Origin of the sequence: Yersinia sp. 2553 StPb PI, from assembly GCF_052217105.1 — a bacterium.
Classification (GTDB): Bacteria; Pseudomonadota; Gammaproteobacteria; order Enterobacterales; family Enterobacteriaceae; genus Yersinia; species Yersinia enterocolitica_E.
The window spans coordinates 108011-123579 of sequence record NZ_JAZGPX010000002.1 but is presented as its reverse complement, the minus strand read 5'-3'; the positions used below and the strand labels follow the sequence as shown (position 1 = coordinate 123579).

The following is a 15569-nucleotide window of genomic DNA, read 5'->3' as shown; positions in this document are numbered from 1 at the left end:
GGATTATTCTTCCGTGGTTCCCCAGCGTACCGCAGCACGCTCACGCCAGGCTAAAAGGTCGGGCACGGTCATTGCCCAGAGATCGGACAATGACCAGTGAAAAACAAAGGCAATATCAGCGATCACATCTTCTATTTGGCTAAATCCAAATTCGCAGGCGGGGTTTCCGTTAGCGTCAACTCCCCCTCCGAGGCTGGTTGTAAAAAAGTAGCCACTTCCTGTGATAGCTGAGCAAAGTCCCAGGTATCCATCGAGATAATTTCTGCTTCAGTCAACGCAGGAGAAGTCACGCGCGGCAGTAATTTAATCAGTGAATCAACATCACTGGTCATGATGCTGTACAGCTTCAAACCACGCAGGGAACCGGCTTGTTTCAGTGCGCCAGTGAGAGAAACCTCTTTGATAACTGACTTACCGCGCTTGATCGGTGTTTGTAAAACAATGGTATTCGACATAAATAAATTCCTAGATTAAAGGCCAATGTTAGCGCGGTGTTTTTCCAGCATATCCACACCGTTCACCCGGCAGATCATGTTCAGGACATCAATCTCGATCAGTTCCTCGTTGTTTGCCGTGATCTTGCAGTAGGTGTTTTTCAGCGTGTATTTATGGCTGGTATCATCACCCTGTTTCGCGCTGCCGGGATCGTGCTCTGTGTAACGGCCGCGCGTCTGGATTTCCAGCGGGATAGCCTCGCCGGTATCTTCCGCTTGGTATGAGCCAGCAAAACGGAACTGCACCCCGTCAGCGGTCGGCGTGCCCCACAGTTTCAGTAATTCAGGGGCCAACCCGCCGAGGGTTAATTCCATATCCAGCGCCCCCGCCTCAAAACCGAGATCCACCGCGACCGAGCCGGGCATACCTGCACCCTGATAATCTTCCGTCTTGATAGTCAACTTCGGCGGCGTCAGCTCCGAGGCTTGCCCCAGATAGCTGGCACCATTGACATAGACGTTGAAATACTTAAGTTTTCTTGGCAATGCCATAGTAATAACCCTTAGCTATTGACGGCATTCGCAAAACTCGCGAAATATTCGTCGGTGAATTCCTGAATTAACCCCAGATTTTCTAGCGGCGGCACAGGGGTGTAGTTGTAGCGGATAGTCAGCTTGCCCAGCTTCAGCGTGTCGGTGCTGTTGGCGTCGGTGTCATACCAGCAACGGGCACCCAACAAGCGACCGGCAGTTACATAGGCCGACAATTTGCGGTTGATACCGTCGATAACATCTTTCGCCAGCGACGGCGTTAGCGGCTTGTCGATATAGTAAAAATGGGCCTCCGCAATGGTATCCATTAGGATTTGCGCGGTGCGGGTATAGCTTTCGAAAATAAAGACCTCTTCCTCGCAGGTGCGGGAACCCCAGAAACGGAAACCTTTTTGCTTGATCAGCGTGGTGATGTGGTTACTGTTCAACTCGTCGGCGTCGGTATCTTTGCCTTGCAGGGAGAAATAGATATCAACCGAGGTGCCCAGCACGCCATCAACCGGCACGTTGGACAAGGTTTTATGCCAGCCGATATCCGCATCAATCTTGGCACGCAACCCCAGCGCATAAGCCGGTGCCGGTACCACAACGTTGCTTTCTGCCTCGCTGTCATACGCCAGCCAGTCGGGATAAATCACCATCACTTCCCGCTGAATAAAGTTCTTGCGGTAAAGTTTGGCTTCCGCAATAGTTTTGCAGCCGTTAGCACTGATATAAGCAAATGCCTTCAGTTCGCGGGCAAAAATGGCAATTTGGTTTGCCACTGGCAGCGTATCCAACCCCGGCGCGCCGATAATGCGCGGCTTTACACCGACCCGCATTTCAGCAACCAGCAAGGCATAAAGACCGGTATAAAGCCCGTTTTCATCCACACCGCCAATCACATTGGCTTCGGTGCTTTTTTCGCCCTCTTCCGTACCACCTTCAGCCACGCGGATAACCACGGTTTGCGGGCTGGCCTGGTCAGAAATGGCTTTCAGGGTTTGGCGTAATGTGCCGGTTTTCCCTGCTTTGCCGAGCACGTTTTTAACGCGCGTCAGTAATACCGGCGTATTCAGCGGAAAGGTGACGGCGTCGGCGTCGTCCGCCGTACAGACCACGCCAATCACGGCGGAGTCGATATCGTTAATGATGGTCGATGTGTCAGTCGTTTCCTCACCGCTCACACCGTGGTGATAATTTGTTGCCATTGGGGTACGCTCCGAAAAGGATTAATCCTTGCCGAAATCATCAACCAACCTCGCGCGTAAATCACCGCCTGCCTGTTGTATCAGGCATGACACAATAAACAGCGGTATGTCAGCGCGGACTTTCCCCGCAAAATCAAACCATGCAACTGTTACCCGACGACCTCACCCCGCGCCCCGCCTTTGATATCAAAATAGGCGGCAAAACCCAGACCACGGTTAACGACCGGCTGATCAGTTTAACGCTGACTGATAACCGTGGTTTTGAAGCCGATATGCTGGAACTGGTCATTGACGACGCCGACCAGAAAGTCGCCCTGCCCGCGCGCGGGGCACTGATTGATATTGCACTGGGCTGGAAAGATGAACCGCTAATCAATAAAGGCCGCTTTACCGTGGATGAAATCAGCCACATCGGCCCGCCGGATCAGCTGATTGTCACGGCCCGCAGTGCTGATTTTCGCGATACGTTCAATGTGAAGCGGGAATATAGCTGGCACGATATTACTGTCGGTAAACTGGTTGCCAGCATTGCTTCGCGCTATGACCTGAAAGCCGGAGTCAGTGAGGACTTGGGCAAGATAGAGATTGACCACGCCGACCAGACCAGTGAGTCAGATATCAGCTTTTTAACCCGCATGGCGGAAAAGCTGGGCGCAATTACCACCATCAAGAACGGCATGTTGCTATTCATGCACCCAGGCCGTGCAGTATCGCAAAGCGGCAAGCTGTTACCGGCCATCACTATTACGCGCGCCAGTGGTGACAAGCACAGCTTCCGGGTGGCTGACCGTGACGCCTATACCGGCGTAACCGCCTACTGGCTGGATCTGAATTTTGGCAAACCCAAAAAAGCCACAGTCAAACGCCGCCGCCGCAGGAAAGCCGCAACACCCGCACCCGCCAAGAAAGCGAAAGAACCGGCATCAACCAGTAAAGAGGGTGGATATCTGGAAGGCGTGGAGGGGAATGTTTTTGTGATGCGAGAAACATTCAAGACGGAACGCGCAGCACGTCGCGCCGCTGCCGCGCGGTGGTCCAAACTGCAACGGGGTGCCGCTGAATTTACTATGACACTGGCACGTGGACGTGCTGACTTATTCCCAGAACTGCCTGCTGTCATGCAAGGATTTAAACCAGAGATTGATCAGGCGGCGTGGATAATTACCCAGGTCACGCACACCATCGGGGATAATGGATTTACTACCGCGCTAAATTTTGAAGTGAAAATATCCAGTTGGGACATGGCCGGAGAGGAAACAGAGTAAAAGAATTCGGGGAATGAATAGGTTATACTTTAGCCAAGCAAGAAAAGGTTGGAGTTATTATCATGATGTCATGCCCACAATGTGGTGCTGTTAGTCGCACCCGCACAAGCAGAATGATAACCGGCAATACAAAAGAGAACTACCATCAGTGCCAAAATCTGCTTTGCAGTTGTACGTTCACCACACTGCAATCAGTCGATAAAATCCTGTCCCGCCCCAGCCGTAATAATACCGCAACCCTACCCCGCGATCTGTTTCTGCCAGGGCATCTGGGTGACGACCAATTTGATTTGGGTTTTTGATACTCCAACGTTTCCAATCAGCCTGCCGCGTGCGGGCTTTTTATTGGATTGATGGCTTGTTACTCATTACAATCACTGAAGTATTAAAACCACTGGGCTAGAAGTAATTACATAAAGGGAATAAGTAGATGGCATTAGTTCAATGTTCTTCATGTACCAATAATGTTAGTGATACTGCGTTTAAATGCCCGTCCTGCGGACATCAGCTAAGAAAACCAAAGCGTACATTCTTTGGGAAAATCATTAAGTGGAGTTTTATTTTATTTAATCTGCTTATGATTTATTGGTTAGTTGCGGGCGTCGGTTCTACTGGCGAAGTAATACAAAATGCTGGCTCTGATGCGGAACGTGCAGGGGCGGCTATCGGTACAGGTATCGGCATGATGATGATCGGCACCATTTGGGTTATCGGCGATATCATTATCGGGATGTTAGTTTTGTTTACGCGACCAAAATCGAACTAATTATTTTGCTATAAAAAGAATTAACTAGGCCCGCAATGCGGGCCTTTTTATGCATTTTAAATATCAACGCCCCCTTGGTCACGATGCGGACATTTAAAATAAATAAACCATATAAATCATTATGTTGAGTGAAATAAAAAGGGAGCAGAAGCTCCCTTAGAATTTTTGAATGACTTAAACGTTATGACAAAAATTACAGACTTTCAGTGAAAGTACGAGTAATCACATCACGTTGTTGTTCTGGTGTCAGGGAGTTAAAACGCACTGCATAGCCAGAAACACGAATCGTCAACTGAGGATATTTTTCTGGATTTTTCACTGCATCTTCCAGTGTTTCGCGGCGCAGAACGTTAACGTTCAAATGCTGACCACCTTCAACACGCACTGTTGGCTGCACTTCCAGTGGAACTTCGCGATATTCAATCTGGCCTAACTCACTGGCAGGAACTATCTGATCTTCGGCATAACCCGCTTTAGCGCAAACGCAGCGCAATTCAGATTTTTCATCATCCAACAGCCAAAAAGAGTTCAGTAAGGCTTCATTGTTAGCTTTAGTAATTTGAATACCAGTAATCATTTGGTGCCTCCATAATGCGGATATAAATTCCAAGGGGGAGAAACTATCTTGGTTATTTGGTAAAACCATTGTTGTCTTATTGTTCTGTATACCAGTCAGACCGTCGCAATTCTTTGACTTAAATCAATCTTTCGGCCATGTCAGTAATAACTCCATCGGCAAATTTATGTTTTATATCAATTTTATCAAAACAACTGACAGCAAATATTTTTGTAAATTTTCAACATTTCTTTGCATAAAGAGGTCAAAAAATCATCATTACGTCACAGAGTCAGGTTTAACGGTTTCACTCACCGGTTTGAACCGGTAAGCTAACGCACATCAATACTTTGCAGAAACCAAGGAGAGTGTTTATGTCTGCCTCCCTTACCTGGCACGATGTGATCGGCCTGGAAAAAGAACAGCCTTACTTTAGAGATACACTGGCCTATGTGGCAGCAGAACGCAGTGCTGGCAAGACTATCTATCCTGCGCAAAAAGATGTATTTAACGCATTCCGCCTGACTGAATTGGATCAGGTTAAAGTGGTTATTTTAGGGCAAGACCCCTACCACGGCCCCAATCAAGCACATGGATTATCATTTTCTGTGTTACCTGGTGTGCCGGCGCCTCCCTCTTTGGTGAACATGTACAAAGAGTTGGCTACCGATATTCCAGGCTTTGAGCGCCCCAATCATGGCTTCTTGCAAAGCTGGGCCGAACAAGGGGTATTGCTGCTCAATACCGTGCTAACCGTTGAAGCAGGTAATGCGCACTCTCATGCTAACCTTGGTTGGGAAACCTTCACTGATAAAGTCATTGCAGCCCTGAATGAACATCGTGATGGGGTGATTTTTATGCTGTGGGGAGCACATGCCCAGAAGAAGGGCCGGATCATTGATACCCAACGCCACTTTATTTTAAAAGCGCCGCACCCATCGCCGCTGTCTGCCCATCGTGGTTTTCTTGGTTGTAAGCACTTTTCACAAGCAAATCAGCTACTGCAACAGCACAATCAACAAGCTATTGATTGGCAACCAAAACTACCAACAGCAGATTAAAATACCAAGATAGTTAAATAAAAAAAGGCACCCGAAGGTGCCTTTTTCACGTCAGGACACCTTAAGCTTTCGCTTTAGATACCGCAACCATTGCCGGGCGTAGCAAACGGCCATTTAGCGTATAGCCTTTTTGCATCACCATCATCACATGATTTGGTTCATGATCAGCAGATTCAAGCATCGTCATTGCCTGATGAACATCAGGATTAAACGGCACATGGGTATCAGCGACAACCTCAATGCCGAATTTACCTACTGCATCGAGCAGTGATTTCAGCGTCAACTCGACACCTTCAATCATCGAAGTCAGTTCGGCATTGCTTTTATCAGCAGTATCCAGTGCACGTTCCAGATTATCGATCACTGGCAATAATTCAGATGAAAATCTTTCCAGTGCAAACTTATGCGCTTTTTCAACATCCAATTCAGTACGACGACGGATATTCTCAACTTCAGCCTTAGCGCGTAGCAAGCTTTCGCGCTCACGCTGTACGGCTGCAGCCAACTGCGCTTCAAGCTCGGCAACACGCGGATCTACACCTTCACCCGTCTCTTGTGTCGCTTCCACTTGCTGCTCTGCTGCATTTTCCATTTCTTCCGAGACTTGCTCGTTTGGTGTTTTCTGTTCTTTACTACTCATGGATATCTCCGCGTTTTAGCATTAATCTCGCTACTTGGCTTATTATGGGGATCAAAACCGGGGATTCAAGGGAACCGGTCATAATGTGGGGTAAAAGACGCCCCAGTAAGGAAAATCACGGCAATGAATAATAAAAGATTCAATTGTATTGGTATTGTCGGTCACCCACGGCATCCGGCGGCACTTGCCACCCATGAGATGCTCTACCACTGGTTAAACGCCAAAGGTTATGACGTGATGGTTGAACAGCAGATCGCCAAAGATCTAAATTTAACCGATGCCATTACCGGCAGCTTGGCTGATATTGGCCAAAAAGCCGATTTAGCCGTGGTGGTCGGGGGCGACGGCAATATGCTCGGTGCCGCGCGAGTACTCGCTCGCTATGATATCAAAGTCATCGGTGTCAACCGAGGCAATCTGGGCTTTCTGACTGATTTGGACCCGGATAATGCCCAACAACAACTTTCAGATGTACTGGAAGGCGAATACCTAAGCGAACAACGCTTCTTACTAGAAGTACAAGTGACTCGTACCAATCAGCAAAGCCGCATCAGCACAGCAATCAATGAAGTGGTTTTGCATCCGGGTAAAGTGGCACATATGATTGAATTCGAAGTGTATATCGATAACCGCTTCGCTTTTTCTCAACGTTCAGACGGCCTGATCATTGCCACCCCTACCGGCTCGACGGCTTATTCGCTCTCGGCTGGTGGCCCAATCCTCACCCCCACCCTAGACGCCATCGTATTGGTCCCGATGTTCCCACACACTCTAACCGCCAGACCTCTGGTCATTAATAGTAGCAGCACCATCCGATTGAAGTTTTCGCAAATCACCAGCGACCTAGAAATAAGCTGTGATAGCCAGATAGCACTACCGATTCAGGAGGGTGAAGAAGTATTAATTCGCCGTAGTGATTTTCACCTTAATCTTATTCATCCAAAGGACTACAGTTATTTCAATACGTTAAGTACAAAACTAGGCTGGTCGAAAAAATTATTCTAAAAAGTGCCGCAAGGACTTTACTGTATATAAAACCAGTTTATACTGTATTCAAATACAGCCATGTGTTTATGTACAGGAGATTTACCATGCTGGCCCAATTAACCATCAGTAATTTTGCAATTGTGCGTGAGTTAGAAATCGATTTTCAACCCGGGATGACAGCAATTACTGGCGAAACAGGGGCAGGTAAATCTATCGCCATAGATGCATTGGGGTTATGCCTTGGTAGCCGCTCAGATGGCAGCATGGTGCGTTTAGGTGCAACGCGTGCTGATATTTGTGCTCGCTTTTCACTGACAGACACCCCATCGGCCCGACAGTGGTTGGAAAATAACCATCTTGATGACAGTAATGAATGCCTATTGCGGCGGGCTATTGGAACCGATGGCCGCTCAAGAGGCTTTATTAATGGTACGGCAGTCCCCCTGTCACAACTGCGAGAGTTAGGCCAACATCTCATCCAGATTCACGGCCAACATGCCCATCAGTTGCTATTAAGACCAGATCATCAAAAACAGCTATTAGATGCCTACGCAGACCAGTCTGCTTTGCTGAGCGAAATGAAAGCAGCCTATCAAATCTGGCACCAAAGTTGCCGGGCACTGGCACTCCATCAACAGCAATCTCTGGAACGTAACGCCCGAAAGGAATTATTGCAATATCAGTTGAAAGAACTAAATTCATTTGTCCCACAAGCGGGGGAATATGAACAAATTGATATCGAATATAAGCGTTTGGCAAACAGTGGGCAGTTGTTGTCACTCAGCCAACAAGCCTTACAATTGCTGTCGGATGATGAACAGAATAACATTCTCAGCCAGCTCTTCTCAGCCAAACACCAGTTAACCGAACTGGCTGGCATGGATGAACAATTTAATAATTTATTAAATATGCTAGAAGAGGCTTCTATCCAAATCAGTGAAGCCAGTGATGAGCTACGCCATTATGCGGAGCAATTTGATATGGACCCTAACCGTTTGTATGAATTGGAACAACGGTTATCTCGTCAATTAAATCTGGCCCGTAAACACCATGTAGCACCAGAAGAGTTACCCTTGTTTCACCAGCAATTGCTGGATGAGCAAGAACAGCTGTCACGGCAAGAAAACGACCATGAGCAACTCAGCCACGCGGTAAATACTCACTATCAACACGCGTTAGAGATAGCTAACCGGTTGCACCAAGAACGCCAGCATTATGCTGATGAATTGGCCGCGCTAATTACCGAAAGCATGCATGAATTATCAATGCCACATGGCCAATTCACGATTGACACCCATTTTGAGCCAGAGCACCTCAGTGCTGAAGGGGCGACCCGCATTGAGTTCTGCGTCACTACCAACCCAGGTCAACCGCTACAAGCACTGGCCAAAGTCGCCTCCGGTGGTGAACTGTCTCGCATCGCATTGGCGATTCAGGTGATTACAGCGCGTAAAATGGATACTCCTGCGCTTATCTTCGATGAAGTTGATGTTGGTATCAGTGGACCAACGGCAGCCATAGTGGGCCGCCTGTTGCGTCAGCTTGGTGAATCGACTCAGGTTATGTGTGTGACCCACCTTCCACAAGTTGCGGGTTGTGGCCATCAACATTTCTTTGTGAGTAAACAAACCGATGGCACTGAAACCGAAACCCATATGCATCGGCTAGATAAAAAAGCCCGCTTGCAAGAGTTGGCGCGCCTTCTGGGCGGCAGTGAAGTGACGAAAAACACCTTGGCAAATGCAAAAGAATTGCTCGCAGCATAGAAAAGATTAACTTTTTTCCTTTCCAGAGGTCATACAGGTGCCCTGTAAAGGTTTCCAACTGCTGCAAGGTCTATTATCATCGTCATCCTACGCCCTAAAGGAATGTGATTACTATGCGCTGTAAAATGCTGACTGCCGCCGCTGTGATGCTTGCAATGCTTACTGCGGGTTGTTCAACGCTGGAGAAGGTGGTCTACCGGCCTGATATTAATCAGGGTAACTATTTATCACCTAATGACGCGTCCAAAATTCATAAAGGTATGACCCAGCAACAAGTGGCATATACCTTAGGCACACCAATGCTACAGGACCCGTTTGGCACCAAAACCTGGTTCTATGTGTTCCGCCAACAACCTGGCCACCAGAAAGTAACACAACAGACGTTGACGTTGACCTTTGATAGCAGCGGCGTGCTGACTGATATCAAAAACGAACCAACATTAGCAGGAAATTAATTTATCCGAAGATTGCAGAACAGATGAAGGGAACGAATACTGATTATGGTTTTAGGCAACAAGCCGCCTAATGCTTATGCAACCATAGGATGGCGTACGCTTTTTCTTCGATAGCAGTTCAGGGCTACAATAAAAATAAGGCACAGACGGTGCCTTATTTTTTTGCCTGTTCGGCGCGTTGTCGGCGTAACTCTTTAGGGTCTGCGCTCAGAGGGCGATAAATCTCAACACGATCACCCGTGGAAAGCTTATCTCCCAGCTTTACCGGGCGGCTGTAAACACCCACTTTATTTTTTGTCAGATCAATATCTGATCGTAACTCAAGTAAACCTGATGCTTTGATAGCATCCTCAACAGTACTGCCAGCCTCAAGTGAAACAGTCCGCAAATATTGGCGTTCAGGCAAGGCATAAACCACCTCAACGCGAATCTCAGACACTGTATACCTCTTTAGCACGTTGAGTGAACGCCTGCACCATATTGCCAGCTAATTCCTTGAATATTTTACCAAAAGCCAACTCAATCAGCTTATTGGTAAATTCAAAATCCAGGTGCAGTTCAACTTTACAAGCATCTGCACTTAATGGGGTAAAATGCCATCCGCCCATTAATTTCCGAAATGGCCCATCTACCAATTGCATATTAATGCTCTGGTTATCAGTCAATGTATTGCGTGTAGTAAACGTTTTACTGATACCAGCCTTGGCGACATCAACTGCGGCCGTCATTTCATTTTCAGTAACATCAAGCACCCGGCTGCCGGTGCAACCAGGCAAAAATTCTGGATAAGAGCGAACATCATTAACCAGTTGATACATCTGTTCTACGCTAAACGGAACCAACGCAGAGCGGCTAATCTGTGGCATAACATTTCCTGTGAGACATAAAACGCGCTGATAATACCATTTATCTACCGCCAGACAAAAAATCTGCTAGGCATTCTACGCAACAAATGAGACAAAATGCACAGGCATCCTGCGGGAAAGGATTTCATTCGCCTCCGCATACAGTATAATGATCAATACTATGACAAAGAAAAAAGCATACAAACCCGGTTCCGCAACCATTGCGCAAAATAAACGAGCCCGCCATGAATACTTCATTGAAGAAGAGTTCGAAGCGGGTCTTGCGCTGCAAGGTTGGGAAGTAAAATCTCTGCGTGCTGGCAAAGCCAACATTAGTGATAGCTACGTAACCTTTAGAAATGGCGAAGCCTTCTTGTTTGGCGCCACCATTACGCCGTTGAACGTTGCGTCGACTCATGTTGTCTGCGAGCCAATGCGTACCCGTAAACTGCTGCTAAACAAACGCGAGCTGGATTCGCTGCTCGGTAAAGTTAATCGCGACGGTTTTACCGTAGTTGCCCTTTCCGTATATTGGAAAAATGCTTGGGTTAAAGTTAAAATCGGTGTCGCAAAAGGTAAGAAAGATCACGATAAACGTGATGACATCAAAGATCGTGAATGGCAGGTCGATAAAGCCAGAATAATGAAACACGCTAACCGTTAAGTCTCTGGCTTATCAGCGTATAGTTCTGGTATACTATAGAAGTTCTTTGGGGCTGATTCTGGATTCGACGGGATTCGCGAAACCCAAGGTGCATGCCGAGGTGCGGAGGCCTCGTAAAAAACCGCAAAAAAAATAATTGCAAACGACTCGCAATACGAATCTGCTGCTTTAGCAGCTTAATCAGCCTAAGAAACTGAAGGTTCCCTCTCTCCCTAGCCTCCGCTCTTAGGACGGGGATCAAGAGAGGTCAAACCCAAAAGAGCTCGTGTGGAAACCTTGCCTGGGGTTGAAGCATTAAAACTAATCAGGATAGTTTGTTAGTGGCGTGTCCGTCCGCAGCTAACCGGCGAATGTAATGACTGGACTAAGCATGTAGTGCCGACGGCGTAGTAATTTCGGACGGGGGTTCAAATCCCCCCAGCTCCACCAAATAATGATCCGGGTATTACCAGATAAGTCCGGAGAAGTACGGAAAGCCCGCATCCCACCTAGGTTTGCGGGCTTTTTTGTGTCTGTGGTAGTCCGAGGATATCCGTCTGAAACCGGAGTCTATTGGTATACGAATTGGTATACGGTAAGATGTATACCAATAAACGTATACCAATTACAGGGAAGAACCTTACATGGCGCGGACTACACGCCCCCTCACCCACACCGAAGTACAAAAAGCGAAAGCCATTGATAAAGACCTTACCCTCCATGATGGTGATGGTTTATTTTTGCTAGTCAAAACCACCGGCAAGAAAATTTGGCGTTTCCGCTATCAGCTTCCTAACAGCAGCAAACGCACTATGATCAGCCTCGGCGCTTACCCTGCTCTATCCCTTGCAGATGCCAGAGAGATACGCGCAGAGAAACTAGCGATGTTAGTCCGAGGGACAGATCCCCAAGCAAGGGCTGGTGAAGAGGCTGAAAAGCTCCAGATAGCGGAGGAAAGTATTTTTGTGAATGTCGCCCGCAAATGGTTCGAGTTGAAAGAAAGCCACGTTAGCGCAGCCCATGCGAAAGATATTTGGCGTTCTATTGAAAAAGACATCTTACCCAGCATCGAAAATATTCCCGTCCAAGAACTCAAAGCACGCACCCTGATTCAAGTATTAGAGCCAATCAAAGCGCGTGGGGCATTAGAGACGGTTAGGCGATTGGTGCAACGTATAAACGAGATAATGATTTATGCGGTCAATGTAGGTTTGATTGATGCCAATCCAGCATCAGGTATTGGTAATGCGTTTGAAAAACCTAAAAAGCAGCATATGCCCACCATAAGGCCAGAAGAATTACCCAAGCTAATGCGTACTATAGCCATGAGCAATCTATCGATACCAACTCGTTGCTTACTTGAATGGCAATTATTGACGCTGATACGTCCCGCGGAGGCATCAGCGACGGCATGGTCGGAGATTGATGCAGATAAAAGGGAGTGGTGTATCCCTGCCGAACGCATGAAAGCAAAGCGAGATCATATAGTTCCTCTTTCAGATCAGGCATTATATATTTTAGAAATAATGCATCCGATAAGTGGAAGCCGAAAGCATGTATTTCCAAGTCGTAATGACCCCTGTAAACCAATGAATAGCCAAACTGCAAATGCCGCACTTAAACGAATAGGTTATGGTGGAAAACTAGTCGCACATGGGTTACGTTCAATAGCCAGTACTGCAATGAATGAATCTGGATTCAATGCTGATGTAATTGAAGCGGCGTTAGCTCATACGGATAAAAATGAAGTACGAAAAGCATACAACCGCTCCACCTACCTTGAACAACGAATAGAACTCATGACATGGTGGGGAATGCTTGTAAAGGAAACTCAAATTAGCAATAAACCCTAGCTTAAGGATGTAAAATGAAAACGATGGCTGATTGTGAGAATTCATTAAGAGATATTATTTCAATTTTCAATAATGATGAAAAAAAAAGAAATGAAGCTCAAACCAGACACCATATCATCAATAAAATGATCAAAGACGTTTTTGCTTGGCCGGACGAACATGTTGAAGTTGAAGAGTACGAGCAAAAAACTTTTAGCGATTATGAACTAGGCACCCCTAGGCAAGTAATAATTGAAGCTAAGAGAGAGGGACGAACATTTGAGATTCCTGCAGGTATATCTATTAAAAATATAATTGATATACCATCACTGCTCAAGTCAAATACTGATTTAAGTGAAGCTATTCGTCAAGTGCAACATTATTGCTCATCTAGAGGAACTCCGATTGCTATAGCTACTAATGGACATCAATATGTTTCGTTCATAGCTAGCAATCAAAATGGTAGTTCTCCCTTAGAAGGTAAAGCACTTATTTTCGATAGCCTAGATAATATGCTTGAAAACTTCAATTTAGCGTGGAATATGCTCTCATATTATGGGGTAAAAGAGCAGCGTTTGATGAAGTATTTGTCTTCTGACATTAGCGGTATACCAAACAAATTATCTTCTTATCTTTCTTTATACCCGCGAGTAAGGTACCCGAGCGAGTTACAAACATCTCTTCGTCAAATATCGGAATTGATTATTCAAGATACTCTTGAAAGTAATGATATAGAAGAGCTTTTTTATAAACGTTGCTATTGCGAAAGTGGCGCTCTTTCAAAATATGCTCTGCTAAGTAAAGATATGTTACAAGCTCGCTATGCTGCTTTATTTAGTGAAAGGGAATCGTCACCTAAAATCACCTCAGTAAAACCAGAGAAAAAAGAGCAAAGTTTAGAACCAAGTATTTTTGCAGAAGCCCTTTCAAAAAGACCAATAGTTTTAATTGGTGATGTAGGTGTTGGCAAAACTTCTTTTGTCAAAAACTTAATCTACTCGAGTGCCTTTAAAGAATTCAATGAGGCAATTTATATTTATATTGATCTTGGTTCTAAAGCTACATTAGCAAATAACTTACAAAAATTCATCATCAATGAAATAGAGGTTCAGCTGTTAGAAAAATATAAAACAGATGTCTCTGAAATTAAATTCGTAAGAGGTGTTTACTCAAAAGAAATCCAACGATTCTCTTCAGGTATATGGGGCAGTTTACGCGAATCAAATAGAGAAAAATATGAGGATAAACAATTAGACATGCTCGCTAGTAAAATTGATAACAAAGATGAGCATTTGAAAAATTCAATTACGCATCTTTCTAAACAAACTAAAAGACAAGTCATTATTTGTATTGATAATGCTGACCAGCGTGACTTTGAAACACAACAAATAGCATTTGTAATATCGCAGGAGTTAGCAAAAGATTGGAACTCTCTTGTTTTCATTTCTGTGCGGCCTCAAACATTTTTCAAATCTAAATCTTCAGGGGCATTAACTGCTTACCCTCACAAAGTTTTCACTATTTCACCGCCTAGAATGGATCAGGTTATTGAAAAAAGATTACAATTTGCTCTTGAAATGTCAGAAGGTAAAATCCCGTTAGAAAATGCAGAGTTTGTAAGAATAAATATAAACAATCTTTCCTTGTTTATAAAAGTACTACTCGAATCACTTCGTAGAAATAAATCGTTAGGAGAGTTCATAGAGAATATAACTGGAGGAAATGTAAGGCAGGCTCTGAGTTTTATAACTGGTTTTATTGGGAGTCCTAATGTTGAGGCAGAAAAAATAATCAGTACATATGAGAGAGAGGGTAGATATGCAATACCTGTTCACGAATTTTCAAAACAAGCACTTTTAGGCGATTTCTCTCACTTTGATCCTAATACATCGCTTGCGATGAATATTTTTGATGTATCGATGGCTGATGAATCAGAGCATTTTCTTGTTCCTATAATTTTAGCTCTTTTATCCGAGAGGATTGATATTCATGATCGTGATGGGTTCTGTGAAACACAAAAAATAGTTAATGAAATGCAAATATTAGGTTTCATCCCTTCACAGACAGAAAATGCATTGAGAAAATCCACTAATAAAAAACTCATTGAGACCTCTCAAAGATTTACATTCGAAGAGGACGAGACAGGCTTAATTGGTGAAATGCCAGAAAAATTTAGAGCAACCTCAATTGGACAATATCATCTCAAGCGCTGGATCAGCGACTTTGCTTACTTAGATGCAATGCTGTTTGACACTCCGATATTCAATCCTGAAATTATTAACGGAATGCGATCATCATGTGAGTCTTTTAATATTGAAGATAGATTTCGTCGAGCAACTGCATTTAAAGAATATTTATTGAGTGCTTGGCAAAAACTTGTTAATAAGCCTAGCTATTTCGATATAAGTGAATTGCTCAAAATGGGTGACTCTTCATTTGAAAATGTTAAAAGAGTTATTAATAAATATCAGTAGTAAACATGCTTGCGCGCAATGGTCCCCCGCCTACGCGCTCTGACTTTATCATGCACTTTTCATGCATGACATAGAGAGCCTACAAGCCCTTGTAGCGCGGTGT

Annotated in this window: 18 protein-coding genes and 1 other RNA gene; 11 read left to right on the top strand and 8 right to left on the bottom strand. The window is 45.2% G+C overall.

The window, feature by feature from the left end:
- Positions 1 to 3 precede the first annotated feature (3 nt).
- Genes V2A84_RS01695 through V2A84_RS01680 form a run of 4 tightly spaced genes read right to left on the bottom strand, consistent with a single transcriptional unit; the run spans position 4 to position 2176 of the window.
- Positions 4 to 72: a GpE family phage tail protein gene (locus V2A84_RS01695; RefSeq protein WP_229695880.1), complete on the bottom strand. Its 69-nt coding sequence runs from the start codon at positions 70 to 72 to the stop codon at positions 4 to 6.
- 59 nt (positions 73 to 131) lie between these two features.
- Positions 132 to 455: a phage tail assembly protein gene (locus V2A84_RS01690; protein WP_442848523.1), complete on the bottom strand. Its 324-nt coding sequence runs from the start codon at positions 453 to 455 to the stop codon at positions 132 to 134.
- 15 nt (positions 456 to 470) lie between these two features.
- The gene (locus V2A84_RS01685) at positions 471 to 986 is read right to left on the bottom strand and encodes a phage major tail tube protein (RefSeq protein ID WP_271311801.1); all 516 of its coding nucleotides are present in this window, start codon (positions 984 to 986) and stop codon (positions 471 to 473) included.
- An 11-nt stretch (positions 987 to 997) separates the two neighbouring features.
- Positions 998 to 2176 (bottom strand): phage tail sheath protein, encoded by a 1179-nt coding sequence (locus tag V2A84_RS01680; RefSeq protein WP_442848522.1) that lies wholly within the window; start codon positions 2174 to 2176, stop codon positions 998 to 1000.
- A 140-nt stretch (positions 2177 to 2316) separates the two neighbouring features.
- Between V2A84_RS01680 and V2A84_RS01675 the strand changes: the two genes are divergently transcribed.
- The 3 genes from V2A84_RS01675 to V2A84_RS01665 all read left to right on the top strand — a co-directional run bounded on the left by V2A84_RS01675 (position 2317) and on the right by V2A84_RS01665 (position 4207).
- Positions 2317 to 3441, top strand: a complete 1125-nt coding sequence (locus V2A84_RS01675) for a phage late control D family protein (protein WP_418395565.1) — start codon at positions 2317 to 2319, stop codon at positions 3439 to 3441.
- A gap of 62 nt (positions 3442 to 3503) precedes the next feature.
- Positions 3504 to 3743: an ogr/Delta-like zinc finger family protein gene (locus V2A84_RS01670; RefSeq protein WP_420072158.1), complete on the top strand. Its 240-nt coding sequence runs from the start codon at positions 3504 to 3506 to the stop codon at positions 3741 to 3743.
- A 128-nt stretch (positions 3744 to 3871) separates the two neighbouring features.
- Positions 3872 to 4207 (top strand): hypothetical protein, encoded by a 336-nt coding sequence (locus V2A84_RS01665; protein WP_271311799.1) that lies wholly within the window; start codon positions 3872 to 3874, stop codon positions 4205 to 4207.
- 193 nt (positions 4208 to 4400) lie between these two features.
- Here the strand turns inward: V2A84_RS01665 and grcA are convergent, their stop codons facing one another.
- Entirely contained in the window at positions 4401 to 4784 is a 384-nt protein-coding gene (gene grcA, locus V2A84_RS01660; RefSeq protein ID WP_005188661.1) for an autonomous glycyl radical cofactor GrcA, read from the bottom strand.
- Positions 4785 to 5137: 353 nt separating this feature from the next.
- On the opposite strand from grcA, the gene ung reads away from it, so the two are divergent.
- Positions 5138 to 5824, top strand: coding sequence for a uracil-DNA glycosylase (gene ung / locus V2A84_RS01655; RefSeq protein WP_083163116.1), 687 nt, complete (start codon positions 5138 to 5140; stop codon positions 5822 to 5824).
- A gap of 61 nt (positions 5825 to 5885) precedes the next feature.
- On the opposite strand, the gene grpE is transcribed toward ung, so the two are convergent.
- Entirely contained in the window at positions 5886 to 6464 is a 579-nt protein-coding gene (grpE, locus tag V2A84_RS01650; protein WP_083163114.1) for a nucleotide exchange factor GrpE, read from the bottom strand.
- Between the two features lie 123 nt (positions 6465 to 6587).
- Here grpE and nadK point away from each other — a divergent pair, with 123 nt between their 5' ends.
- The 3 genes from nadK to bamE all read left to right on the top strand — a co-directional run bounded on the left by nadK (position 6588) and on the right by bamE (position 9672).
- Entirely contained in the window at positions 6588 to 7469 is an 882-nt protein-coding gene (nadK, locus tag V2A84_RS01645; RefSeq protein WP_083163112.1) for an NAD(+) kinase, read from the top strand.
- An 86-nt stretch (positions 7470 to 7555) separates the two neighbouring features.
- Complete coding sequence (recN, locus tag V2A84_RS01640; protein ID WP_193784794.1) at positions 7556 to 9217, top strand: DNA repair protein RecN; 1662 nt, start codon at positions 7556 to 7558, stop codon at positions 9215 to 9217.
- 113 nt (positions 9218 to 9330) lie between these two features.
- Positions 9331 to 9672: an outer membrane protein assembly factor BamE gene (gene bamE / locus V2A84_RS01635; protein WP_083163108.1), complete on the top strand. Its 342-nt coding sequence runs from the start codon at positions 9331 to 9333 to the stop codon at positions 9670 to 9672.
- Between the two features lie 154 nt (positions 9673 to 9826).
- Here the strand turns inward: bamE and V2A84_RS01630 are convergent, their stop codons facing one another.
- Together V2A84_RS01630 and V2A84_RS01625 are read right to left on the bottom strand one after the other, a co-directional pair.
- Complete coding sequence (locus tag V2A84_RS01630) at positions 9827 to 10111, bottom strand: RnfH family protein (protein ID WP_083163106.1); 285 nt, start codon at positions 10109 to 10111, stop codon at positions 9827 to 9829.
- The gene (locus V2A84_RS01625; protein ID WP_005188672.1) at positions 10104 to 10538 is read right to left on the bottom strand and encodes a type II toxin-antitoxin system RatA family toxin; all 435 of its coding nucleotides are present in this window, start codon (positions 10536 to 10538) and stop codon (positions 10104 to 10106) included. Before V2A84_RS01625 ends, V2A84_RS01630 begins: the two co-directional genes overlap by 8 nt.
- A 160-nt stretch (positions 10539 to 10698) precedes the next feature.
- Between V2A84_RS01625 and smpB the strand changes: the two genes are divergently transcribed.
- From smpB to V2A84_RS01605, 4 genes are all read left to right on the top strand, one after another.
- Entirely contained in the window at positions 10699 to 11181 is a 483-nt protein-coding gene (gene smpB / locus V2A84_RS01620; RefSeq protein WP_049608454.1) for an SsrA-binding protein SmpB, read from the top strand.
- A gap of 48 nt (positions 11182 to 11229) precedes the next feature.
- Positions 11230 to 11610, top strand: a transfer-messenger RNA (tmRNA) gene (ssrA, locus tag V2A84_RS01615).
- 194 nt (positions 11611 to 11804) lie between these two features.
- A complete protein-coding gene (locus V2A84_RS01610; protein WP_442848521.1) occupies positions 11805 to 13013 on the top strand; it encodes an integrase domain-containing protein in 1209 nt (402 codons plus the stop codon).
- A 14-nt stretch (positions 13014 to 13027) separates the two neighbouring features.
- Positions 13028 to 15466, top strand: a complete 2439-nt coding sequence (locus V2A84_RS01605) for a hypothetical protein (protein ID WP_442848520.1) — start codon at positions 13028 to 13030, stop codon at positions 15464 to 15466.
- Positions 15467 to 15569 lie beyond the last annotated feature (103 nt).